This is a genomic window from Nostoc sp. DSM 114161 (assembly GCF_052692665.1).
This window is the reverse complement of the sequence record NZ_CP195141.1, coordinates 2189910-2214419: the sequence shown is the minus strand read 5'-3', so window position 1 is coordinate 2214419 and position 24510 is coordinate 2189910. Positions and strand designations below refer to the sequence as shown.

19 protein-coding genes are annotated in these 24510 nt (G+C 40.0%); 11 read left to right on the top strand and 8 right to left on the bottom strand.

From position 1 onward, the window contains the following. Positions 1–375: 375 nt before the first annotated feature. Positions 376–609: a Nif11-like leader peptide family natural product precursor gene (locus tag NSTC745_RS09395; RefSeq protein WP_445636909.1), complete on the bottom strand. Its 234-nt coding sequence runs from the start codon at positions 607–609 to the stop codon at positions 376–378. Between the two features lie 369 nt (positions 610–978). Here NSTC745_RS09395 and NSTC745_RS09390 point away from each other — a divergent pair, with 369 nt between their 5' ends. Continuing rightward, positions 979–1422, top strand: coding sequence for a DUF29 family protein (locus tag NSTC745_RS09390; protein ID WP_445638566.1), 444 nt, complete (start codon positions 979–981; stop codon positions 1420–1422). A 70-nt stretch (positions 1423–1492) separates the two neighbouring features. Beyond that, on the top strand, positions 1493–2311 hold the full coding sequence (locus tag NSTC745_RS09385; protein WP_445636908.1) for a TlyA family RNA methyltransferase: 819 nt from the start codon (positions 1493–1495) through the stop codon (positions 2309–2311). A 160-nt stretch (positions 2312–2471) separates the two neighbouring features. Here NSTC745_RS09385 and NSTC745_RS09380 read toward each other — a convergent pair whose 3' ends face one another. Beyond that, complete coding sequence (locus tag NSTC745_RS09380) at positions 2472–2732, bottom strand: Calvin cycle protein CP12 (protein WP_445636907.1); 261 nt, start codon at positions 2730–2732, stop codon at positions 2472–2474. A gap of 330 nt (positions 2733–3062) precedes the next feature. Beyond that, complete coding sequence (locus NSTC745_RS09375; protein WP_445636906.1) at positions 3063–4418, bottom strand: GTP-binding protein; 1356 nt, start codon at positions 4416–4418, stop codon at positions 3063–3065. 450 nt (positions 4419–4868) lie between these two features. Between NSTC745_RS09375 and NSTC745_RS09370 the strand changes: the two genes are divergently transcribed. Next, on the top strand, positions 4869–11117 hold the full coding sequence (locus NSTC745_RS09370) for an ATP-binding sensor histidine kinase (protein WP_445636905.1): 6249 nt from the start codon (positions 4869–4871) through the stop codon (positions 11115–11117). Between the two features lie 34 nt (positions 11118–11151). Here the strand turns inward: NSTC745_RS09370 and NSTC745_RS09365 are convergent, their stop codons facing one another. Next, positions 11152–11337, bottom strand: coding sequence for a hypothetical protein (locus NSTC745_RS09365; protein WP_445636904.1), 186 nt, complete (start codon positions 11335–11337; stop codon positions 11152–11154). A 592-nt stretch (positions 11338–11929) separates the two neighbouring features. Between NSTC745_RS09365 and NSTC745_RS09360 the strand changes: the two genes are divergently transcribed. The 3 genes from NSTC745_RS09360 to NSTC745_RS09350 all read left to right on the top strand — a co-directional run bounded on the left by NSTC745_RS09360 (position 11930) and on the right by NSTC745_RS09350 (position 16464). After that, positions 11930–12202, top strand: coding sequence for a type II toxin-antitoxin system prevent-host-death family antitoxin (locus NSTC745_RS09360; protein WP_445636903.1), 273 nt, complete (start codon positions 11930–11932; stop codon positions 12200–12202). Positions 12203–12206: 4 nt separating this feature from the next. After that, positions 12207–12488, top strand: coding sequence for a type II toxin-antitoxin system RelE family toxin (locus tag NSTC745_RS09355; RefSeq protein ID WP_445638565.1), 282 nt, complete (start codon positions 12207–12209; stop codon positions 12486–12488). Between the two features lie 160 nt (positions 12489–12648). Further along, on the top strand, positions 12649–16464 hold the full coding sequence (locus NSTC745_RS09350) for a beta strand repeat-containing protein (protein ID WP_445636902.1): 3816 nt from the start codon (positions 12649–12651) through the stop codon (positions 16462–16464). Positions 16465–16545: 81 nt separating this feature from the next. Here the strand turns inward: NSTC745_RS09350 and NSTC745_RS09345 are convergent, their stop codons facing one another. The 3 genes from NSTC745_RS09345 to NSTC745_RS09335 all read right to left on the bottom strand — a co-directional run bounded on the left by NSTC745_RS09345 (position 16546) and on the right by NSTC745_RS09335 (position 18862). Continuing rightward, positions 16546–17283, bottom strand: a complete 738-nt coding sequence (locus NSTC745_RS09345; protein WP_445636901.1) for a hypothetical protein — start codon at positions 17281–17283, stop codon at positions 16546–16548. 152 nt (positions 17284–17435) lie between these two features. Beyond that, positions 17436–17768: a hypothetical protein gene (locus NSTC745_RS09340; protein ID WP_445636900.1), complete on the bottom strand. Its 333-nt coding sequence runs from the start codon at positions 17766–17768 to the stop codon at positions 17436–17438. Positions 17769–17938: 170 nt separating this feature from the next. Continuing rightward, entirely contained in the window at positions 17939–18862 is a 924-nt protein-coding gene (locus NSTC745_RS09335; RefSeq protein WP_445638564.1) for a metal ABC transporter substrate-binding protein, read from the bottom strand. A gap of 185 nt (positions 18863–19047) precedes the next feature. Between NSTC745_RS09335 and NSTC745_RS09330 the strand changes: the two genes are divergently transcribed. Then, entirely contained in the window at positions 19048–19875 is an 828-nt protein-coding gene (locus NSTC745_RS09330; RefSeq protein ID WP_445636899.1) for a metal ABC transporter ATP-binding protein, read from the top strand. A gap of 84 nt (positions 19876–19959) precedes the next feature. Continuing rightward, positions 19960–20805, top strand: a complete 846-nt coding sequence (locus NSTC745_RS09325; protein ID WP_096534908.1) for a metal ABC transporter permease — start codon at positions 19960–19962, stop codon at positions 20803–20805. Between the two features lie 7 nt (positions 20806–20812). Here the strand turns inward: NSTC745_RS09325 and NSTC745_RS09320 are convergent, their stop codons facing one another. Continuing rightward, positions 20813–21319 carry a hypothetical protein gene (locus NSTC745_RS09320; protein ID WP_445636898.1) on the bottom strand — a complete coding sequence of 169 codons (507 nt, stop codon included), beginning with the start codon at positions 21317–21319 and terminating at the stop codon, positions 20813–20815. Positions 21320–21353: 34 nt separating this feature from the next. Here NSTC745_RS09320 and NSTC745_RS09315 point away from each other — a divergent pair, with 34 nt between their 5' ends. From NSTC745_RS09315 to NSTC745_RS09305, 3 genes are all read left to right on the top strand, one after another. Beyond that, positions 21354–22286 carry a hypothetical protein gene (locus tag NSTC745_RS09315; protein WP_445636897.1) on the top strand — a complete coding sequence of 311 codons (933 nt, stop codon included), beginning with the start codon at positions 21354–21356 and terminating at the stop codon, positions 22284–22286. 403 nt (positions 22287–22689) lie between these two features. Further along, the gene (locus NSTC745_RS09310) at positions 22690–22911 is read left to right on the top strand and encodes a hypothetical protein (protein WP_445636896.1); all 222 of its coding nucleotides are present in this window, start codon (positions 22690–22692) and stop codon (positions 22909–22911) included. A gap of 308 nt (positions 22912–23219) precedes the next feature. Continuing rightward, positions 23220–24500 (top strand): acetyltransferase, encoded by a 1281-nt coding sequence (locus NSTC745_RS09305; protein WP_445636895.1) that lies wholly within the window; start codon positions 23220–23222, stop codon positions 24498–24500. Positions 24501–24510 lie beyond the last annotated feature (10 nt).

Below are 24510 nucleotides of genomic sequence, written 5' to 3'. Positions count from 1 at the left end.
GTAGTTTTGAATGAAGATAATTCAACTATAAGTATGGCTAAGGCTCCTGCAAATCTTTCAATTATGCGAGCGAGCGCTCTTAATATACTTCGTCGAAATGGTTCTGCTTCCATCACAATTGCCCAAAGATTTCTCTCTCATAACATTGACAAAATACTTGCACTTGTAGAATGAAACAGCCCTGCCTTAAAAAGGGGGCTTTAGAAATTCCCCACTTTTTAAGGGTCTAGGGGGGATCGAGGTTTCAGGCTTCAGTGCGTAAATCCTAAAAAAATAACATAGCTGTTGATACTCAACAACCATGCTATTTTTTTGATTTATAACTTACTTAGAAAATTCAGTTGTTCCTATACTTTAAGTTTTCTAAAGTAGGAATCATCTAGGATTAAGGTGGCGTCTAGTTCCCCATCCTGGATTGACGATGTTGGCTAAATCTTCTTCTGACAATTTGTCGATTTCTCTGTCTAGTTCTTCAGGGGTGAATTCATAGCCACGTTCGCGAGCAATCTTGATAAAAGCTTCGGGATTAGCTGTTGCTTTGAGCTTCTCTTGTAATGCTTGATCTCGCTTGACGGCTTCAAAAAGTCGGGCAGCATTTTGCTGTGCCATGTTAGCCCATCTCCTGTTTTAAATATCAGGTTTGAATTGAATGCAGTAATTTGATTCCTGCGCCTTCACAAAATTTTGTAAATAACTTTCCAATTCAGCATATTAAGTTTCATCTTAGAAACAAAAAACAAAAAGGTGTTGATTTTGACAAAAAAATATAACTTTTAGGCTAAAAGTTAACATTTTATTTGTAAAATTCAGTCCTCAGACAGTAGCATTATTTAGCAGAACTTGTAACATTTGGGATTTGGCGAAAAGTCTTGACTTGTCCAACTCTACATCCCCCACTTCTTAAACAAGTCGGGGATCTAACTTTTCGCCAATGATTTAAGATTGCTATGGAAGTTGCCGATGTTTGACGCGGTGATTATGGAAGAATTATTAACTTTGAAAGACTTGCTTGTTCAAGGCGATATTCAAGCAGCTTTGCTGATAGTGGAAGAATTAGAGGAAATGAGCCGAAATGACATAATCAAGACGATTCGTAGCTATGCAGTGATTCTCTTGTTACATCTAATTAAACAACAAGCTGAAAATCGCACGACTCGCTCTTGGGAAGTCTCAATTCGGAATTCAATTCGGGAAATTCAGCGAGAAAATAAGCGGCGTAAAGCTGGTGGTTATTATCTCACACAAGAAGAATTAAGGGAAACTTTAGAAGAAGCTTATTTAAATGCTATTGATGAGGCTTCTCTAGAAGTGGAAGAAGGACGTTATGAAGTCCAAGAGTTAGAAAAGCTGATTAATGCTGAAGAAATTCTTAATAGTGCTTTAAGCTTAATATTACCAGAAGAATCAAGTTATAATAGTTAGCAATTTGTATTTTAGATTTGGCACCCAATCCCTAATCCCCAGTCGCCAGTCCCCTTTACTTCGGTGTCAATTGGTTAAACAACGACTCGATACATTATTAGTAGATTTAAATTTATGTTCTTCTCGCGCTTTGGCACAGAGGTTAATTCAGGCGGGGGAAGTTACTGTTAATCAGGTCTTAGTTGATAAACCTGGTACAGAAGTTGATATTACGGCTCAAATAAATATTAAAGAGCGATCGCCTTTTGTTTCTAGAGGTGGTGAAAAACTCTCCAAAGCTTTGACAGTGTTTGCCATTCCCGTGGCTGGACGCGTTTGTTTAGATGGTGGAATTTCTACGGGTGGCTTTACCGATTGTTTGTTGCAAGCTGGGGCGAAACTAGTTTACGGTATTGATGTCGGTTATGGACAAGTTGACTGGCTCTTAAGAAATGATTCGCGGGTAATTTTGCGCGAACGCACCAATTTACGACAGCTACGGCCAAATGATTTGTATGGTGAAAACGATCCGATTCCTGATTTGGCGGTGGTGGATGTGTCGTTTATTTCCTTAACTAAAATTCTACCTGCTTTATGGGAGCTAACTCAACCTAGCCGGGAAGCTATATTGTTAGTTAAGCCACAGTTTGAAGTCGGTAGATCTCGTGTGGGGAAAAAAGGAGTTGTGCGCGATCCTAACGACCAAGCTGATGCTATTTTCCAAGTATCGCAAGCGGCTCAAAAATTAGGGTGGAAATACAAAGGCTTAACTTGGTCGCCGATTACTGGCCCGGCTGGAAATATCGAATTTCTTCTATGGTTGGCAATGGAAAGTGAAACATCATCGCTTGATTTAGAGGCCATTAAAAACGTCGTGCAATCAGCAACAGTTGATTTGCGGAAAAGTTGAAGAAGAAATCAGAAGTCAGAATTCAGAATTCAGAATAAATTGAAAACCACTAAATCTTGACTGCGGAATGCTGCGCGAAAGATTTAGTGGAGATTAAAACTTACATATTTATCAGTCATACAGAATTCATACTGAATTCTGACTCCTGAATTCTTTCTTCCTAAACGTCGTATATTAGACACTCTACAGAATCAGGATGGCGATCGCAGTAGTTATCCAAAGAGGTTTTGTTTTGTTTTGCTTGATGTTGATGAGATTTTTCAGCTTGCAATTCTTCAACGATATCCCAAGCTACGGCGCAATTAGCAGAATCGCTACCATTTAACTCACAGGTTGTACGAGCTTCACTAATGGCTTCTAAAATGGTTTGCTCAAGAGTTGTAGCTACAGTAGCTTGATTTACGTTTAAGGTTGTTGTCATATCGTCACCTTATGTTTTCAGAGATATAAATCAACGGTAGAGATTCTAATGACCTTAGAAAGCTCACATTTACAGTTTAGATATGCTTGCCAAAATCAAGTGGTGTAAACACCGTCATCATTTGGGCAAACTTGAGTGAGGATAACCCTCTGGCGATCTTTGCTAGAAAAAGCTATGGCATTTTCTATTAGTTGCAGCCACTAGCAAAGATGGTCATGTTCTAAATCTTGCACGGGGATCGGAAATTGAGTATCGATTGTCAGAAGAGTTTGATAGAAGTTGATAAACGCTTATAAAGGGCAACAAATGAGAAACAATTATTATTTATTCTCAATACTTCATGCCTAATTCTTGTTGCAAACGATACAGAATTGTGTTTTGGTCAACTTGAGAGAGAATTTCTTGAATGACGCTGCTAGCACCCAACTGTCCCCAGGTGCAGCCTTTTTCTAGATAGACTTGAGCGGCTTTGCCAACGGAGTATGCACCATAACCGGCGACACCAGCTTGGGCGATCGCACTACCAGCAAAAGCTGTAATATTTGTGGGATTGTCACCACTGGCGATGGCAGCTGTACTCTTGCCCAAACCTAACAGCAAGCTACTACCTAATTCTCCCAAAAGTAAGCCACCAGAACTCAATAAAATCGTTTTGAGAATTTTCCCTGCTTCATAACTAGTCATGGGTAAGCCATACAAGCGTGCCAAAGCGCGAATTAAAGCCAAATCGGCAACAGTTCCGCCAAGGATATCTAAAAAGGCGATGGGATTTAAGGCTACTGCCAAAGCTTTGTATTTGGTAAATTGCCAGATGATGTCTTCGGCTTCTTGTTGGCGTAAGTCGATGGTTTTTTGGGCGATGGACTCTTCTGCGTCTCGTGCTTGGACGAGTGCATTTAAAGCTAAAAGCGATCGCCCTTCGCGATTGAGGATATTTAAAATTGTCTGCTTGAGTTCGTCAACTTGGGGTGGTGGTGTTTCCCATTCATAGGTGACGCGACCATCAGGCCATTCAACCCGCACTTCCATTGGTGCTGGTTCGGCCGCCACCATAACAATTTCATCTGGTAGTAGGGGTTTTGCTGGGGAATGTCCCGCGCCCAATTGTTGCAAATTGTCGTAAATCGCGGCTTTGTCTGTATCTGGATACAGGTCTATTTTGTTAAACACCAAAATCAAGGGTTTTTGCGATCGCCTTAATTCCAGCAATGCTTGATACTCAGTGCGCGTGATATCGCCAGACACGACAAACAAAATCAAATCGGCTTGACGCACAACTTCTCGTGCCATGTCTGCCCGTGACTCACCCTCAATTTCATCTAATCCGGGTGTATCGATTAACTCTACTAATACTTTATTTCCTGGTTGCCAGCGTACCGAACGAGGCCATTGGGTGACACCATTCAAGGGGCCAGTTTGGAGAATCTTGTCTCCCAGCAAAGCATTTAAAACTGCTGACTTACCACGACTCACCAAACCAAAGGCGGCAATTCTAATCACGTTAGAGTCTAGTTTGTTGAGTGTGGAGTTAAGAGTTTCTAATTCTGGTTTCAGCAAACCTGCCAATTCTGGGTTAGATGAAAGCTGTCCTGATTTACGAAGATATCCATACCAAGATAGCGCCTGTCTGAGACTAGCGCGGGCACGGTTTAAGTGAGTTTCTTGCAGGTTACGCGAACTCGACATATTACCTAATACTTTCAGCCTTCACTCTCTAATGCTCTTTTAATGCTCATTTACTCTACTTTCACCCTTTGAGCATGTTTTTTTGATATATTTTCATACTCAGTATTCATGCTCAACTGATGCTCGCCCTCCAATGAAGGAAGAGAATAAAAGGCTATGTCTATCCTAATATCTTTAAAGTTCTTAGAGTAACACTCCAATACAATACTGCTCGGTTAACCATTTTTAACTCGGCATTGGGTTTGGGAAAAGGTTAAAGGGTAAAGGTTAAAGGTTTTTTCTTTCCCCTTCCCCTTTTTCCCAAAACCCGACAAGTATTGCACTCTAATAGATACACATTAGTTGGTTTTTACAAAAATAATACTAAATTTTTTGCACAAGCAATCTAGCCATTCCCAAATCAAATCTGAATTTGGGAATACTAAATTTGGTGTTGAAGATTTGGCATTTATGATTAACATTCCTGGATATGACCTGAGCGAAAAACTTTATGATGGTTCCAGAACGGTAGTTTATCGGGCTGTTCGAGAGATTGATTCATTACCAGTGGTTATTAAGCTGCTGAAGAATCCTTATCCTAGTTTTAGCGAACTTGTACAATTTCGCAATCAATATACTATCGCCAAAAATCTCAACTATCCCGGAATCATCCAAACCTATAGCCTCGAACCTTACCAAAATGGCTATATGTTAGTGATGGAAGACTGTGGGGGAATTTCCCTTAAAGATTATTTTGCTAACAATAATGTTGGATCTATAGATGAATTTTTAGAAATTGCGATCGCTCTCTCCAACACCTTAGATATACTCTACCGCGAACGGATTATTCATAAAGATATTAAACCCAGCAATATATTAATTAATCCCGAAACTAAACAAGTTAAATTAATTGACTTTAGTATTGCATCACTACTAGCAAGAGAAACTCAAGCTCTTGTCAATCCCAATGGGCTAGAAGGGACGCTGGCTTATATTTCTCCAGAACAGACAGGCAGAATGAATCGGGGGATTGACTATCGCACTGATTTTTATTCTTTGGGCGTAACTTTTTACGAATTACTTATCGGAGAATTACCATTTACAGCCAACGATGCAATGGAATTGCTGCATTGTCATATTGCCAAAATGCCAATTGCCTTAGCGAACAAGAAAGAGATTCCGCAAGTAATTTCAGAGATCGTCATGAAATTAATGGCGAAGAATGCTGAAGATAGATATCAAAGTGCTTTCGGATTGAGATTTGATTTAGAAAATTGTTTACAGCAGCTAAGAGAAACAGGTTCGATTGAGAGTTTTGAAATTGGGTGCAGGGATGTGTGCGATCGCTTCATCATTCCTGATAAACTCTATGGCAGAGAAACCGAAGTATCAAGCCTCCTGGAAGCATTTGAGCGAGTCAGCCTTGGGACAACAGAAATGATGCTGGTAGCTGGGTTTTCCGGCATTGGAAAAACCGCAGTCGTCAACGAAGTCCATAAACCCATTGTTCGGCAACGCGGTTATTTCATCAAAGGCAAATTCGACCAATTTCAAAGGAATATTCCCTTTAGTGCCTTTGTGCAAGCTTTCCGCGATTTAATGGGACAATTGTTAACAGAAAGTGATGCCCAGATTCAGCAATGGAAAGAAAAAATATTAGATGCTGTTGGAGAAAATGGACGGGTAATCATTGAAGTCATACCAGAACTAGAAATAATTATTGGTCAACAACCATCTGCCATAGAGTTATCAGGAATGGCAGCACAAACTCGATTTAATTTATTGTTTCAAAATTTTACTCAAGTCTTTGCCAGTGCCGATCATCCGTTAGTCATCTTTTTAGATGATTTGCAATGGGCGGATTCGGCATCACTAAATTTAATGCAGCTATTAATGGTTGATGCCAGCCATCTTTTCATTATTGGTGCATATCGCGATAACGAAGTCCAAGCATCGCATCCATTAATATTGACTTTGGATGAAATTAGCAAATCACAAGCAACGATTAATACGATTACTTTAGCACCATTGAGTCAAGTCCAAGTAAATAATTTAGTTGCAGATACCCTAAAATGTAAAGAAGATTTGGCATGGAATCTTTCTGTATTGATTTATCAGAAAACCAAAGGAAATCCGTTTTTTGCAACCCAGTTTCTCAAAGCATTACATCAAGAAAATCTCATTCAATTCACCCCCCCAACCCCCCCTTATCAAGGGGGGGCTATGGGAGGGTGGCAATTTGACATTGCACAAGTGACTACTCAAGCGGTTACAGATGACGTTGTTGCCTTTATGGCATTGCAATTACGAAAACTACCGCCATCAACTCAACAGATATTGCAGTTAGGTGCTTGTATCGGCAATCAGTTTGATTTAGCAACTTTAGCGATTGTTTCGGAACAATCACAAATTGAAACGGCTGCTAGTTTGTGGAAAGCATTACAAGAAGGGTTGATTTTACCAATTGGTGATATTTATAAGTTTTATGTTGGACAAGAAACTCAAGCAAGTACTCTAAAAAATCAAGAGACTGTTACATACAAATTTATACACGATCGCGTCCAGCAAGCTGCTTATTCTCTGATTCCTGACGGCCAAAAGCAAGCCACTCATCTCAAAATTGGGCAATTATTGTTAAAAAATACTGCACCTGAAGCTGTAGAACTGAATATTTTTGATATTGTTAATCAGTTGAACAATGGAATTGCTCTAATCGATGGAATCAGCGATCGCTATGAGTTAGCTCAGTTGAATCTGATTGCTGGCAAAAAAGCAAAAGTTTCCACAGCTTATAAAGCAGCCATTAAATACTGTGCTATCGGCATGGAAATGCTTCCCGAAGATAGCTGGCAGGCTGCCTACAACCTTACATTTAAGCTTTATCGGGAATGTGCAGAGTGCGAATACATTACAGGACGCTTTGCCGAAGCAGAACGGCTTTTTCATCAGGCATTACAATACACTGAAAATAAATTCGATCTAGCAGAGATTTATGGGCTGCAACTAGCTCTGAGATCCAATCAGGGAGTCAATCTACCCGCAGCTTATGAGGCTGCACTGAGCGCCTTGAGCGTTATGGGCATGAGCATTCCGGCAACCGAAGAAGGTCAGCAAGCGCTGATTGCCACCACACTCCAGGAGATCCATGCCAAATTGGAAACCGTGCAACCCGCAGATGTATTCGATCTGCCTGAGATGACCGATCCGGCGAAAAAAGTATGTATGTCAATCCTGCCCGATCTCTGGGGGGCTGCTTATGTCGGTGGCAATCAAGCACTAACAATTCTGAGCATCCTGTTAATGGTTCGTACTTCATTAACCTATGGCAATGCCGAAAGTTCGGGCTGTGCTTACTGTTTGTATGGGATGATGCTCACAATTCAGGGAGACTATCGAAGTGCTTATGAATTTGGGGCGTTGGGGCGAAAACTCGATCGCCATTTCAATAGCACCAAGTTCATTCCTAAAACCAATAACGTTTTTGGTCATACAATCAATCCTTACAATAGGCCGCTGGTGGAAAACCTAGCAGTTTACCAACAATCTCTTCAGGCCAGTTATGAAACAGGTGACATTGGGTTTGGTATCTGGGCAGTAATATGTCTGATTTGGACAATGCTCTTGAAGGGCGATTACTTATTAGAGGTGTATGCGGAAACCGAGAAATACTTGAGCTACGTGCAACAAGTAAATAACGTCAATATGACGCATACATTTTACCTACAGCAGGAATTTGTTTTACACTTGCAAGGTTTGTTGGCAGAACCCGATTTACTGGTTAATCAGAGCGATCGCCACATTCTCTGCCTCGATATTTGGCACAAGAATAATTTTGAAGCCGGTATCAATTGGTATTGCTTCTTGAAAATCCAGCTATTGTACTTGTATGGTCGCTATGCCGATGCCGTGGAAGTTGCTGCTATTGCTGAAAAAACCCTGGCTTCTAATCTTGGTCTGTTTCCCATCATTCTATTTCACTTCTATTACCCGCTTAGTTTAGCCGCACTTTATCCACAAGCAACACCAGAGAATCAGCAGCACTACTGGGATGTAATGCAGCAGCATCGGCAGGTTCTAGAAACCTGGACGCAAACCTGTCCGGAGAACTTTTTGCATCAATCGCTGTTGGTTGCGGCTGAAATGGCCAGAGTTTCTGGTAACTACGCAGAGGCGATCGCTTCTTACGATGCTGCCATTACCGCAGCCAAAGAAAATCACTATACCCAAATTGAAGCACTCGCCAACGAACTAGCAGCAAAGTTTTACATCGAATGGGGTAAGGAGCGGATTGCTCAGGAGTATATTACTCAAGCCTACTACGCCTATGCTCGCTGGGGTGCAAAAGCCAAAGTCGCTGACTTAGAAAGACGCTATCCCCAACTACTTGCGCCGATATTACAGCAAATCCGTTCTCCCCTTTCCATTAACGAAACTATCTTCCCATTTGAGAGTGTTACATGCACCTCTTCAGGCAGTTCCAGCAGCAGTGTCTCACATATCCTAGATTTAAAAGCTATTCTCAAAGCTTCCCAAACTATTTCAGGTGAAATCGAACTTGAAAAACTGCTGTCATCGTTGCTTTCTATCGTCATCGAAGATGCAGGGGCTGATAAATGCGTGTTAATGCTGTTGCGAGACAATCGCTTGTTAATTAAAGGCTCAATTATCCAGGGAACAGAGCCAGTCGTGTTGCAGCGGCTTCCCATTGAAGACAGCCAGGAAATTCCCTTGAAGCTGATTTACAAAGTCAAGCACAACAAACAGACTGTTGTCTTGGTGGATGCGATGGCAGATCCTACCTTAGCCAGTGACCCGTATATTGCTCGCCAGCAGCCTAAGAGTATCTTGTGCAGTCCGATTTTGCATCAAGGGAAATTGATGGGGATTTTATATCTAGAAAATAATTTAGCAAAGGGAGCGTTTACCAGCGATCGCGTTGAACTATTGAATTTTATTTGCACCCAAGCCGCCATTTCCCTAGAAAATGCCCGACTTTACGAACGTTCCTTAGAATATGCCCAAAAGTTAGAGCGATCGCTTGCCGAATTGAGTACGAGTAACTCTCGCTTTGAGAAACTTGTAGATAATGTTCCTGGGATTGTTTATCAGTACCAGATATCTGCTGATGGTGCAATGTCTCTCACTTACATCAGTGGAGAATGTTATGAACTATACGAAATCACAGCCGAACAAGCGATCGCTAATGTGCAGTTGCTCATAGAAACAATGCATCCAGATGATGCCGCAAGTTACCAGCAGTGTGTCATTAATTCGATGCAAACCCTAACTCCTTTTGAGTGGTCGGGGCGAATTATTACACCATCTGGGATTATGAAATGGATTCACGCCCAAGCTCGAATCGAACAAAAAGCAGATGGAACTGTAGTTTGGGATGGATTCTTATTAGATATTAGCGAAACCAAACAAGCTGAAAACCAACTGCGAACATCCCAACAAAGACTCCAACTATTAGTTCAACAAACTCCACTAGCAGTGATCGAGTGGGATAACAATTTTCAGGTTACTGACTGGAACCCAGCAGCAGAACGCATGTTTGGCTACACTAAACAGGAGGCTTTGGGTCATCATTTCCAATTCATCGTTCCTCAAACGATTCAAGCACAATTAGAGGAAGTTAGCGGCGATATCATATCGCAGAAGGGCGGTTATTATAACATCAATGAGAATATAACAAAGGATGGCAAAATTATTATTTGTGCTTGGTATAATAGTCCGCTTGTGACTGCGGATGGCGAGATAATTGGAGTTGCTTCCCTGGCAGACGATATGACCGATGTCTACGAAGAACTTCGCTTACGCAAACTTGCCGAAGCCCAACTTCAACAAAAAGCCCAAGAGCTAGAAACTGCTTTACAAAACCTCCAACAAGCACAATTAAAAATGATTCAAAGTGAGAAAATGTCTGCTTTGGGCAATTTAGTTGCTGGTGTGGCTCACGAAATGAATAATCCTTTGGGTTTTATCGCTGCCAGTATTAAACAAGCTAAACCCACTGTTGCCGATATTGTTGAACACTTAAAACTCTATCAAGAAAGTTTCCCCAACAAAAGCGACGATATTATCGACCATGCCGAAGAAATTGACTTGGAATATAGTTTACAAGACTTGCCAAAAATGCTTGATTCCATGACAATAGCTTGCGAGAGATTAAAAAATATTAGTACCAGTCTCCGCACTTTTTCTCGTGCTGATAAAGATTACAAAGTGACATTTAATATTCATGAAGGCATCGATAGCACAATTTTAATTTTGAAGCATCGCCTCAAAGCTAACGAACAACGCCCAGCAATTGAAACGATCGCAAAATATGGAAATTTACCGCAAATTGAATGTTTTCCTGGACAATTAAATCAGGTGTTTATGAATATTTTAGCTAATGCCATCGACGCTTTAGAAGAATCAAATACCGGACGCAGTTTTGAGGATATTAAAGCCAATCCCAACTGCATTGCAATTACCACTTCAGTGGAAAATAATTTTGTTAAAATTGCCATTGCTGATAATGGTCGGGGAATAAGCGAGTCAGTTAAACAAAAAATATTTGACCATCTATTTACTACGAAAGCTGTAGGAAAAGGGACGGGGTTAGGATTGGCGATCGCCCACCAAATTATAGTAGAAAAACACGGCGGTTCTATCGAATGCAAGTCTTCTCCCGGTCAAGGTACAGAATTTGCGATCTTCATTCCAGTTCGATAAGAAAGAGGGAAATTTATCCGAAAAGCAAATTGGCTTAGAACATGGGACTGTGTTCGTTATCCCAACACTTGCGATCGCGCCAGTCTCTGCCAGTATCTTCGCATTCAGATGCATCATCTATCCAAGGAATTGATGTAGAGTGATGAAAGTTTCCTGCGGAAGTAGATAAATTAATAGTGAATACAGACAATAATGGCACTAAGAAGGATAAAGTTATCAAAGTAAAAATTGGTAAAGTAATTAAATATGCAATGAGTAGTATTATGTTTTTTTGAGTTGTATAAAAACTTGGATTTTTATTTTTTTGACTGATTTTTAAGCTTGGTTTTGAATTAAAGAAAAGCATATTACAACCCTGTTAATGCCAGTTTATATAAAAATCAATTTGATTTTTTCCAAGCCAAGCTGACTCAGAGCTAGCCATGACAGGTTTTAGCTCTCAGTATACTTAGCAAGAGGCAAGTCAGATTTCTATATAATTCCGAATTTTTACGTAATAAGATTATTGGAGTTATATACTTGAATGTCAAAGGTGTAAATCAAGACTTCTTAGAAATTTTAATCTTTGGGTACTAAAAAATATTTTTAATGAAAATATGCTGAAGTGGTGGCTCTTGTCTCTGGGTAAATACTGAACAATTGAGCGGAAGCGGCTTTGCATCAAGAATTTTCCGTGACTTGTGCCTATCATCCTTTGCTCTATGAAATACTCACAGGGGAAGATTTTTCAGGTAGGTGCTTGGGTTGGATTACCACCCATTTGCGCCTTGCGCGTTACGATATAGTTAGAATTTTTTGGGAAAGTTGTTATAATGCAGCGCTTTTCTGTTACAGAAATCCAAAATACTCATAGTGAAGTTTTAAACCAAGCTGCTATTGAGCCTGTTTTACTAACAGAAGAATCCCAACCTAGTTACGTGATTATGTCCGCCGAAAATTACGAGCAATTAATCAACCGACTTGCTCAATTGGAAGATTTAATTATAGGTCAACAAGCTCAAACTGCACTCTCTAACTCCCGTATGGTTGGTACAGAAACTTTTACAGCAGAACTCAAGCGTTTGGCTGCGCTTGATGATACCTGATAAGATGCCCAAACTCGATGGTCTGGAAACAGTTCTTGATTTTCTCAAAGGATTACAGCCTAAAATTGCTGCTCAAATTGCCAAAAAAGTAATGTCTTTGAATATTGACCCTTTACCAGCAGATTACAAGGAATTGGCTGGTTATGCAGGGTACTATCGTGTAGATTCTGGAGAATACCGCATTGTTTACCGCTTTGATGCTGATGCGGATTTGGTTGAGGTTATTTTAGTGGGAAAGCGTAATGATGACCAAGTTTACAAGCAACTTAAGCGCTTATTAGGCTAAAAGCAAACTTATTTAGTCTAGCTTAGCGATCGCACTCCTCAAAAACCAAAATGCAATGCCAGATTGCAGAAAACTGCACAATTGATAAATATCTGCTTGTCTGTCGTCTAACAGGCGTAGTTTTATTAGATACTCAAGTAATCCATATCAAACCGCCCTAATGACGAGAAAATACGGATTAAACAGGTGTTTGCAGTTCGCATTGCCAGGGTTGCTAGGCTGGCTAAGTATCAGTCTCTTCACTCCTAAAACCCAAGCGCAGCAAAGCAATATCGTACCCGATAACACACTTGGCGCTGAGTCTTCTCAAGTTATAGATAATTTTCAGGGGCTACCGATAGAAGTAATTACAGGTGGTGCAACTCGCCAAATCAATCTTTTTCACAGCTTTCAAGAATTTAATATTAGCGAGGGACGTGGGGCTTATTTCTTCAGTCCTAGCGCAAATATTCAAAATATTTTGGCACGAGTAACAGGTAATAACCATTCAGAAATATTGGGGACGCTGGGTACATTTGGTAGTTCTAATCCTAATATATTTTTGATAAATCCCAATGGAATTGTGTTTGGTGAAAATGCCAGTTTAGATGTGCAAGGTTCATTTGTGGGGACAACAGCCAACGCTGTACAGTTTGGCAATCAAGGTGTTTTTAGTGCTACAAATCCCCAAGCAGCACCACTGTTGACGATTAATCCTTCAGTATTGCTATTTAATCAAATCCAAGCAAATGGAGGAATTATCAATCAATCCCAAGCACCCGCAGGTGTTAATCCTATCGGTGATGATGTTACGGGTTTGCGAGTTGCTGATGGTAAAAGTTTGCTGCTTGTTGGTGGAAACATCAATATTGATGGTGGTGGAATTCGCGCTTATGGGGGGAATGTTGAGTTAGCAGGTTTGGCTGCACCGGGAAATGTAGGATTAAATATTGCAGGTGATAATTTTGGTTTAGTAATACCTGAAAATGTAGAACGCGCCGATGTTTCGCTGAGTAATGGTGCAGAAGTTAATGTTCGCGGTGCGGGTGGTGGGAATATCACAATTCAGGCTCGAAATGTAAATTTAGTTGCGGGAAGTATATTAAGAGCAGGAATAGATACAGGTTTAGGTACGCCAAATAGTAAAGGTGGAGATATTGGTATTAATGCTACAGCAGATACAACATTAATAGATGAAAGTGGGATCGCTAACGTAGTGCAAGAAGGAGCATTTGGTAATGCTGGCGATATCAATATTACAACTGGGACATTGACGTTAGAAAAGACTGGACTAATTAATGCTAATCTCTACGGACAAGGCAATGCAGGAAATGTAAATATTAATGCTCAAGGTGATATCAGTTTTCGTAACTCAAGACCAGAGGAAGCTAACGGAATTGTTGTCAAGGTAAATGAAAACGCTATAGGTAATGGTGGTAACGTTACGCTTAATACCAATTATTTAGAAATAAATGATGGTTCGGAAATTCAAGGTAACATTTATGGTAAAGGTAATTCTGGTAATATCATCATTAATGCTCGTAATAATATTTCATTAGATGGTAATAGCGGTAATATTTTTAGCCGGATTATTAATGATGTGCAACCCACTGCTGAAGGTAACGCAGGTAATATTCAAATCACAACAAGTACCCTAAAAATTACCAATGGAGCCTTTATTAGTAGCGGTACAAGTGGCAAAGGAAACGGTGGGAATATCAGCATTAACGCCTTGAATAACATAGTCTTTGATACTAATAGCACCGCTAGTAGTGATGTTTTTAATGAGGGGGTAGGAGTAGGTAACGGAGGAAATATTTATCTGAAAACAGGTTTCCTCTCGTTAACTAACGGTAGTCAAATATCAACAAATGTATTAGGGCGAGGTAATGCTGGAAATATTACCATTGAAGCCTCTGGTAATGTCAAGCTAGATGGCGTTTTCATTGACGCGGGGAAGTTTTTCCTGAATGACTTGGATTACGATCAGTCCAGTGGTTTAAAAAGCAATTTAAATATTGGAGGTGTCGGGAATGCAGGAAACATTCAAGTTACCACAGGTTCGCTTTCTGTTACTAATGGTGCTGGAATATCTAGCTTTACTGCTGGTGTTGGTAATGGAGGGAATATTACTATTAATGCCCGCGATAATATAACGTTTTCAGGTTTTGGAGGTAGGGCAAAAAATGGCAGTATAGTGTCAACTGAAGGTGTTATTAACGCAATAGGTAATGGTGGTGATATTCGCATCACGGCGAGTAATTTATTACTTAAAGATGGCGGACGACTAAATTCTATCAACGGCGGACAAGGAAATGGAGGTAATATTTTTCTAAATGTTGGCAATACTATTACTATTAATGGAGTTGCTGGTAGTGGTTTATCATATAGTGGCGTTGATACGGAAGCATTCAATAGTAATGCCGGAAATATTCAAATTGAAACAGGCTCACTGTTCTTAACAAATGGTGGTAGGATATCTTCCCCAGTTTCTGAAGGAAAGGGTAATGGTGGAAATATCACCATTAATGCTCGTGATACCGTCATAATTGATGGTGTCTTAAAGGATGTAACTTATAATGTTGGCAAACTTGATATAAGTAGCGGTTTATTCAGTTCCTTACTAAATGGTGAAGGTAAAGGAGGTGACATTGAAATTACAACAGGGTCACTTTCCGTTACCAACGGTGCAACCATTTCTGGAAGCACAGGTGGACAGGGAAATGGAGGTAATATCACCATCAAAGCCCGTGATACAGTAACTCTTGATGGTGGAAAAAATGGTTTAGCTACTGACGTAGGCAGTGATGCGGGAAGGACTAGCACGGGTAACGCTGGGAATATCCGCATCAACGCCAGAGAATTATTTCTAAAAAATGGTGCTATACTCGGCGCTTTTAGTGGTAGTCCAGGTAATGGTGGTAATATCTTTATCGATACGCGCGATGCCGTTACCTTTGACGGAAGCAATGGTGAAAATGTGCTAAGTGGGGCATATACCTTTGCTGCTGGAAGCGGGAATAGTGGAAATATTCAGGTTAAAACAGGGACGCTAACATTAACCAATGGTGGAATAGTCAATGCTAGTACTTCTTCTACAGGTAATGCGGGTAATATTACCATTGATGCAAGCGATCGCATTTTAATTGACGCTGTTGGCACCACAGGTTTTTCTAGCGGCATTTTTAGTGCAGTCAATCGAGAAGGTGTAGGCAATGGAGGTAATATTAACCTAACAACAAGTTCTTTATTTTTAAATCGCGGGTTAATCAGTTCAAGCAGTGTAGGACAAGGGAAAGCCGGGGATATTAATATTAATTCTGATTCCGCAACTCTTAACAATCAAGGATTTATTGCAGCAATAACCAACTCTGGTAATGGTGGAAATATTAATTTAACTATCGACGGTCTTTTACTATTGCGCGGCGGTAGCGAAATTTCCACCACCGCAGGTACAGCCCAATCAAGTGGCGATGGTGGTAACATCGATATCAATTCCAGATTTATCATCGCCATTCCTCAAGAAAACAGTGACATTACAGCCAATGCTTTTACAGGAACAGGTGGAAACGTCAAAATTAATTCGCAAGGTATCTTCGGTATTGAGTCGCGTCCAAAACCAACCGAAAAAAGCGATATTACCGCCAGTTCGGAACAAGGGGTTGCAGGTGAGATCGACATCAACATACCTGACAATAGTTTCATCCAAAACAGCTTCACCGAATTATTCTCATTCATCGATACCAACGCACTTATCGCCAATAGTTGCATTTCACGCGGTATGAAGCGACAAGAAAACTCTTTTACCGTCATAGGTTCTGGCGGTTTGTCCAATAGTCGTCCTAGTGTTTCGGTTTCTACCTACACAACTGGAGAAGTGAGAGGTGTCGAAACTACATCCGTTTCCTGGAAGAAAGGCGACCAAATTATCGAACCGCAAGGATTATATCGAACCAAAAATGGGGAGTTGCTATTGAGTCGAGAATGTTCTAAATGAACGATTGTGTATGATATCAAAATTCATGTAGAGACGTTGCATTGCAACGTCTCTACATCTGGATTCATACCGCAATTTAGTTCAACCTCTGCGAACAGCAATTGTATAACTCGATCGCTGTTTAGCTTCTCGCCGACTTTTAACCAATCGAAAGTCATTATCTATATATAAATGTTCTAGAAAAGAAGTAGCTAGGTAGGCTTTTTCAAACTTTTTGACAGTATTTCTGTCCATATTTTCTAAGTCTATTTCTTGCTGTAAATCTATCTTTGAGGATAATTTTTTCAATTTAGATTCGACATTTTTTGTAAACCAGTTGTCTGCATCCTCAATACTTAACGGAACTTCTCGATTCGCCAATGCCTGAAATATGCCAACATTTTTAATATTCCATTGCTCATTTTCAACTGAATACTGTTGCAATATCATTAAGTCATAAGCTGGTAGTTTTGATACAAATTTTCGCCAAAAACCAGACTGATGTCCTGGTGCATAACGGGCTATATTGGCATAGTATCCATCATTATGAAAAATTTGGTAAGACTGCTCGTGTATCCTACCAGGTAAAATGTCTTGAAAAGGAATAGTAGACCATATCGGCACCCAAACTCCAATAGCGATCGCTACTTGTTCTGCAACTTTCAAAAAGGGGTTACGTTGACTTAATTCTGCACAATATGGCGCTAATTCATTTTGATAAAATTCTACTTTGGCTTTTAATGGGTCTAAATCCCGGCCTTTAACAAGTTCTATAATATGATTTTTAATTTCTGCCGTACTCCAAGATGTTAATTCTTTGGAAGTTGTAATATTTCCCATTACAGCCCATCCTTGGAGAATTTCCAAATAATATAAAACAAAAAGATAGGATAACGCAGAGGTAGGGAGGTGGGGAGAATTCCTAAATCTTGTAGAGACGCGATTAATCGCGTCTCTACAATTCCCAATCCCCTCGTTTTTTCAATGGCCGACTACCACCAAACTCGATTTCCATTTTCGTCAACTCTCGCTTGACGAATTACGTCGGAAATTTCTTCAGCATCTTTAACGTGGTGGAGTGCTTTCTTTTCACCGTCGGGTTCATCCACAACGAAGTAGGTGGGTACTGTAATATGGTCTCCTGTGATGTCTGGTGAATCTACAGCAACCTGTTGAGCCTTTTCTTCAACTGATTGAGAGTCATCAATTTTATCTCCAGGATTTGCAGTTAAGTTTCTTTCTTTTGCAGTCGGCTCTTTACGAGAATGCCAATCTTCGCTTACTGGTTGATTAATTTGATTTTTTTCATGTTTATTATCAGTCATGGCTTTTTCAGGTACTAATAAATGTGCTACTAGTAACACTCTAGGAAATCAAAGCCATAAAGAGTTCTTTCTCTAGAAAGAGTTTAAGAATAGATTTGAAAACTACATGTCTTAAGTTAGATATTAATTCAGAGGTTATTTATAAACCTCTGACTTTAGAAATAACTAATTTACTTCTTAGGATTAAAGGGTGTATATTTTCCCCCCAATGCTTCTACGATGGTACGGGTATTTGCCTCCATCATCTTGATGTAGGAATCTCCATCACTTCCTTTTGCACCAATTGAATCAGAATAAAGTTGATTTGGTGCTAATTTCACTCCTGCTTCTTGGGCAACGGTTTTAATCAAAGCTGGGTTAATTGTAGTTTCAGCGAAAATTGCGGGAACGCCGATTTTTTTAACTGACTCTACTAATCGCTTGACTGTTTGTGCGCTTGGCTGTTCTTCAGTACTAATGCCTATTAAAGTACCTGCGATCGCAATTCCATAAGCACGTCCATAATATTGGAATGCATCGTGAGTTGTGATTAGTCTGCGTTTATCTGGTGGGATAGTTTGAATCTGTTGATTAATCCAGCTATGCAACTGTTTTAATTCATTAGTCAGTTGCAATGCATTTTTAGTCAATTCTTCTTTATCTTCAGGCGATAATTCAATCAAAGCATCTCGAATGGCATTAGTCATGGCGATCGCATTTTCCGCACTACCCCAAACATGAGGATCTGGCACGACTTGGCCTTTGCCTTTGTCTAACTGCAAAGATTTAACAGCTTCCCCCACCGCTAACTTCCGTGCCTTTTCACCAGAAGCATTCATTAACTTAATCAATCCCGGTTCTAGGTTGTAGCCGTTATATAAAATTAAATCCGCTTGTTCCAAAACCCTAGTGTCTGCTGGTACTGGTTCGTAAACATGCGGATCGGCACCCGGTTTAAGTATTCCACCTACTTGAATTTCGTCTCTTCCAACCTCTTGTGCCAAATCGGCAATGATAGTGCTAGTTGCAACCACTCGTGGCTGACTCTCTCCCTTGGCAGTGTCGCGGTTAGAGTCTTTCTCGGTACAACTAAATAAAGCCAAAGGCACAAGCATTCCCAAACAAACCCGCAAAAGAATTTTTTTCTTGTTCGTGTTGCTAATCACCTTGCTACCAAGGTTACTGCCTTCTGTCTGTGGTATTAGTTTCATTTATCTCGGATATTACATCTATTTATAGATTTTTTCATATTTCTCTCATTTTTATAGTAAGCTCAAGAAATGAATATTTAAAAGCAGTTATGAAAAACGTCCCTTTTACAGCTAAATTTCCTTTCTTTCCAGTAAATACGCCAGAATTATCGGCAAAAACTATCAAGGCTTCTGATATGAGTTCCACAGCAGCAATTAACATCGCCCATGTAGGGGTACATTACCGCACGCAAGAAGCCTTAAGGGACGTTAACTGTATTATCAAACCAGGAAGACTGACGGGTATTTTTGGCCCCAACGGTGCAGGCAAAAGTACGTTGATGAAGTCAATGTTGGGCTTAGTTCCAGTAACTAGTGGCACAGTACTATATCAGGGTAAACCCTTAATGCAACAATTAGATCGAGTTGCATACGTACCACAGCGTAGCCAAATTGACTGGACTTACCCCGCTACCGTTTGGGATGTAGTGATGATGGGAAGGGTGAAGAAAACAGGATGGTTGCGTAGCTTCTCATCAGTTAGTCGTCAGGTAGCCAAAAATGCCCTCCAAAGAGTTGGCATGATTGAATATTGCGATCGCCCCATCGGACAATTATCAGGAGGACAGCAACAGCGGGTATTTTTAGCTCGTGCTTTAACCCAGCAAGCAGAAATTTTCTGTTTTGATGAACCTTTGGTAGGCATCGATCAAAAAACGCAATCAGTTATTTTTGAAGTTTTTCATGAACTCGCAGCCGATAGCAAAATCGTCCTAGTAGTCAACCACGATTTAGGAGAATCCATCGCTCATTTTGATGACTTAATATTACTAAATCGCGAACTAGTGGCCACAGGTTCCCGCCAACAAGTACTCACAGAACAAAATCTCAATCTTGCTTATGGCGGTAAAGTAATGTACTTTTCTGATGCGGCATAGATGGGGAGATGGGGAGGTGCGGAGATGGGGAGATGGAGGATAACTAATGCCCGATGACCAATGACTAATGACTAGTGACAAAATATGTTAGAAGCGTTAATTGAGCCGTTAAGCTCCGGCTTTATGCAGCGGGCGCTGGCGATCGCGATTTTAGTTGGTTTGTTGTGTGCGGTGGTTGGTAGTTATTTGATGGTGCAGCGATTGGCATTGCTGGGCGATGCAATCAGTCATTCGGTTTTGCCAGGGCTAGCGATCGCTTTTATGTTGGGAGCCAATATATATATCGGGGCGTTTATTGCCGGAGTTGTCAGTACAATGGCCATCGCCTGGATTAGAGTGCGATCGCCAATCAAAGAAGATGCGGCAATGGGCATAGTTTTTTCGGCGTTCTTTGCCCTTGGTATCACTTTAATTACTGTGATTCAAAAAGATAACAAAATCGACCTGAATCACTTTTTATTTGGCAATATTCTCAGCGTTACTGTTGATGAAGTGCGCCATACTGCGATTATCGCAGCTATTGTTCTCACAGTAGTTTTTTTGATATACAAAGAACTTTTATTTTACACCTTTGACCCATTAGGCGCTCAAGCGGCAGGTTTGCCAGTCAATTTGCTTAACTTTGGATTGATGCTATTGATTGCTTTAACAATTGTCGCTAGCATGACAACTGTAGGCGTAATTTTAGTTCTTTCACTTTTGATTACACCAGGAGCCACTGCTTATTTACTAGTGAAACGTCTCAACCAAGTAATGATTTTGGGTGCGGTAATTGGCGTAATTTCTAGTATTAGCGGGATGTATCTCAGCTACTATTATAATTTGCCTTCTGGGCCAGCAATTGTTTTGGTAGTTTCGGGATTATTTTTGTTAGCGTTATTATTTAGTCCCAAACATGGAGTTTTGATACCAAGCGGGAATAAAAAATAGATTTTTCCTATTGGTTGTACAGCCCATAAGATGATTTAACTGCCCATTGTTCGCCAGTTCTTTCCAAATAGAGTAAACTTCCGTACTGGGGTGGCCCCGCTGGACAATGGGCTGTTATTTGAATTAATGCTTGTGAAAAATCTAAAGATAATCCTGGGCGAGTTAAAGTATATATAATAGACCATCTATAATCGTAGCCTTTTGAAATTTTATCGGACTCTTCCTCGGAAATGAGACTGATTTGAGGATTTGCCAGAAATTGAGTTAATAAGCAAGGTTGATTGTTAATTGAAATCCAATTATCGTAAGTCTCTTTTTGAAGATTCGGGAAACCTACAATCCTCATTCCATGAATAAAGATTTCCGGAATCCGCAGAAATTCCCACGAAATATCTGGCTTCAAAGAAGTTTGAGTTATTAGATAACTATTAGACATTTCAACTAAGAAATCTTCTTTCTTCATTGAATGATTGATGATAGCAGATAAAACTTGTGATTCGTATGGCGATCGCATATTCTAGATACTATAAATAAAATCTAGTTATAACATGCAAATAAAGCAAAGCAATCCACAAGTCAAGTCGATTGCAGTTAGAACAACTTTACTAATTGCCATTTACAGCCTACCCTTTTGGCTATGCTTAAGTTTATCAATTATAATTTTTCGGGATAATTTTGTTGGTTTTTGGTTAAAAGCACCCGGTTACTATCCATTTAGCTTTTCAATGGCTCTATTTGTAGTTTTATCTTGTAGTACAATTACTTTATGGGCTATAAGAAATAATCAACAAGAGATTAATCTATTATTTGTAATATTAGCTATTTTCTGTGGATGTCTTCTTAATATTTTATTATATATTTTGTATATTCCTTTTCCTATTAATATTTTAATAATTTTTATTTTATTTTTAATAGGTATTGTCAAAATACCTAGTTTGACAATATTAATTACAATAATTAGTATATTCTATAGCTTTTTAATAGCAATTCCTTTAATATTTATTTATTTGTCATGTTTATATACCCAAGCTCCTCAAAATAAGCCGCGTTCTATTCGTAGACGAATTATATATATAATTCCTTTATTAGCTGTGATTATAGTTCCATATACTATTGCAGCTACGATTAAGCTTACACCAGGATTAATTTTACCAATTGAATTTCGTAATACTGTGGGACTTAATCAGTTTGGTTGGTCTTATAAAAATATAATCAATGAAATTCAAAAATGCGAACAACTAGAAGACTATATTGGGGGTAAAAAAGCATATGCTCTGGCTGAGGGTAGAAGTTATCAAACATTTGTTTTTGTTGGGAACAGTACTAATTTATTTCTTGAGGTAATAGGTGAAAAAGGTACTGCATTTATTAATGCATGTTCTGGAGACTGTGGAGATTTAGAAACACTTCCAGTTCGGATTTATACAAAATCAGGTATTCTTGATATTACTTATGGTCATATATGTGGCAAGATTGATTGATCCCCCCTAACCGAAACAAGATCCCCGATTTCTTTAAGAGATTGAGGATCTAAACACCGTGAATTCTCAGAAATCACATAGGATTGCTATGTAAACAGCTATTTTAAATCAAGTATGACGAAAACATCTACCCTAAGATAGATAATTTATTTATAGTAAATTTTTAAGTTTGCCAAAATTTCTATCACCACCATAGTTTTTCTCAATATCAAAAGCTCTAGTATAAAGCAGCAGATAAGAATAAAATAAGATGTTAATTAGCGCCTGTAGCGATTAGTGCTTCATTAGCTTAAATTTGTCGGTTATTGGGTCACGTAATCCGAAAAGTTAAAGGAAACAAAACCTAAACTTTTCAGTTTACTGTGCCACAGAAAGTTGGCTAACTATTAGATATTGGGAAAGAATGCTTAAACGTCGCACAATACTAGCTGGTCTAACTGTGCTTGGCTTAACATTGGCCGTTAGTACAAAAGTCTATGGACAATCCACTACCGGCCCAGAAGCTTGGGAGACTGTCTATAATGAGGCAGTTGCCGGAGCAACAAACACAGTTACAGTTACGATTTTTACCGTATTATTTAGCCTGCTAAAATTCCTCAACTTGGCAGGTTTTTGGGGCGGTTAACCTTCTGCCTCATACGCAAACACAGCAAAAGTCTAAATCAGCTATTACGCTTTTAAATTGTACGGTCATTCGTGTTGTTGACTGTTGAAGGTTGTTAGTTAACCATTAACAGTCAACACGAAACAATGTGCTGCTTTAAATGTGTAACAGCTAAGGAACTTTGGCAATTTGATTTGTTGCTAATTTTTGTGCGTGCGATCGCCTTTGGCTCATCGTCAGCGATCGCTTGACTATATCTGTTACTCGTTAACGCAGTTAACGCAGATTCTCTCATAGCCAAATACCATAACCCGTGAGGAGTTTTTTCTATGTTCAAACCTCGCGCAATTTTTAGCGCCTCGATCGCAATTATCCTAGCCCTTGTTATCGGTACACAGATATATAAACAACCCGCCATTGCTTCTGGAAGTGGGTGTAATCCAACCTCGAATAACCTACCTATATGTCCGAGTACAGCACCGTCAGACTCAGCTACTTTCCTTGACCCAACTGCGATAATTACCAATCCCACAAATATTAGTTTGGGCGAAAGAGTCTACGTCGCGCCATTTGCCCAGTTAAACGCCACCACAGCCCCCATTACCATCGCTGAAGATTCTAACGTCCAAGACCAAGTGAGAATTATAGCTTCGGGAACGGGAGTGGAGATTGGGCCGCGAGTCATTATGGCACACATGGCCACCATCAAAGGTGCAGCTAAAATCGGTACTCAAGGCTCAACCGGGCCTTTTACTGACCCAGCTACAAATACTCAGTTCAGTAACACTATTCCAGAGACATTTCTCGCCTTCAACTGTGAAATAGATGGTGCAACCATAGAAGGAAACACCGTAGTCAACTTTCTCTCGCGGGTTGGCCCTGGTGTGACTTTACCAGCAGGTAAAGTCGTCCTGCCAGGTAAAGAGGTCACAACTAACCTCCAAGCTAGTAGTAATAGCTTGGGCAAGGTGGCAAACCTCACACAAGCTGACGTTGCATTAATGGAAGCCATCATTGAAGTCAATGAAGCATTTGCCAAAGGTTACACAGAATTAGCTAGAACAGACTTGTCAAACGTAAAAGGGATAAATTACGCACCAGTCACCTCTTTTAACCCTGGAGGTCTGCCGCAAATAGGTGGGAATGTCACTCGCAATCCCAACTTCCGTAACCGCATCATCGGCAATATCGTTCTAGAAGATCCTTTATCAATCCTCAACTTCAAAATAGGTAATAGAATTTCCCTACGTGCTGATGAAGGTCAACCTTTTAATATCGGGAAAATTGCTGGTATGGCAAACGATGTTGTCTTTCACGCTTTAGAAACAACTAGTTTGACTATAGGCGATATTGTTGGCTACGGGCCTCGCGCTCTAGTTCATGGCGGTAGGCAGGTTGTCAATGGTGTTGCTAATGGCCCTGAAACCAGCATAGGCGATCTTGTAGGGCTAGCACAGGACTCCGTTATATTCCGTTCAGTTATTGGCAGTAAATCGGCAGTTGGGTCAAAAAGTGCAGTCTTCAATTCTACAGTACCTTCCAGAACGTATATCCGTCCTAAAACAATCTATGCCGACAACGGCAACATCATTTCACCTGTGGAGTGGTAAGCCAATAACT

Coding starts and splice junctions, on each gene's coding strand:
- NSTC745_RS09395 (WP_445636909.1), bottom strand. CDS start 609: ATGGCACAGCAAAATGCTGCCCGACTTTTTGAAGCCGTCAAGCGAGAT.
- NSTC745_RS09390 (WP_445638566.1), top strand. CDS start 979: ATGGAAGAATTATTAACTTTGAAAGACTTGCTTGTTCAAGGCGATATT.
- NSTC745_RS09380 (WP_445636907.1), bottom strand. CDS start 2,732: ATGACAACAACCTTAAACGTAAATCAAGCTACTGTAGCTACAACTCTT.
- NSTC745_RS09375 (WP_445636906.1), bottom strand. CDS start 4,418: ATGTCGAGTTCGCGTAACCTGCAAGAAACTCACTTAAACCGTGCCCGC.
- NSTC745_RS09370 (WP_445636905.1), top strand. CDS start 4,869: ATGATTAACATTCCTGGATATGACCTGAGCGAAAAACTTTATGATGGT.
- NSTC745_RS09360 (WP_445636903.1), top strand. CDS start 11,930: ATGCAGCGCTTTTCTGTTACAGAAATCCAAAATACTCATAGTGAAGTT.
- NSTC745_RS09355 (WP_445638565.1), top strand. CDS start 12,207: ATGCCCAAACTCGATGGTCTGGAAACAGTTCTTGATTTTCTCAAAGGA.
- NSTC745_RS09350 (WP_445636902.1), top strand. CDS start 12,649: ATGACGAGAAAATACGGATTAAACAGGTGTTTGCAGTTCGCATTGCCA.
- NSTC745_RS09345 (WP_445636901.1), bottom strand. CDS start 17,283: ATGGGAAATATTACAACTTCCAAAGAATTAACATCTTGGAGTACGGCA.
- NSTC745_RS09340 (WP_445636900.1), bottom strand. CDS start 17,768: ATGACTGATAATAAACATGAAAAAAATCAAATTAATCAACCAGTAAGC.
- NSTC745_RS09335 (WP_445638564.1), bottom strand. CDS start 18,862: ATGCTTGTGCCTTTGGCTTTATTTAGTTGTACCGAGAAAGACTCTAAC.
- NSTC745_RS09330 (WP_445636899.1), top strand. CDS start 19,048: ATGAAAAACGTCCCTTTTACAGCTAAATTTCCTTTCTTTCCAGTAAAT.
- NSTC745_RS09325 (WP_096534908.1), top strand. CDS start 19,960: ATGTTAGAAGCGTTAATTGAGCCGTTAAGCTCCGGCTTTATGCAGCGG.
- NSTC745_RS09320 (WP_445636898.1), bottom strand. CDS start 21,319: ATGCGATCGCCATACGAATCACAAGTTTTATCTGCTATCATCAATCAT.
- NSTC745_RS09315 (WP_445636897.1), top strand. CDS start 21,354: ATGCAAATAAAGCAAAGCAATCCACAAGTCAAGTCGATTGCAGTTAGA.
- NSTC745_RS09310 (WP_445636896.1), top strand. CDS start 22,690: ATGCTTAAACGTCGCACAATACTAGCTGGTCTAACTGTGCTTGGCTTA.
- NSTC745_RS09305 (WP_445636895.1), top strand. CDS start 23,220: ATGTTCAAACCTCGCGCAATTTTTAGCGCCTCGATCGCAATTATCCTA.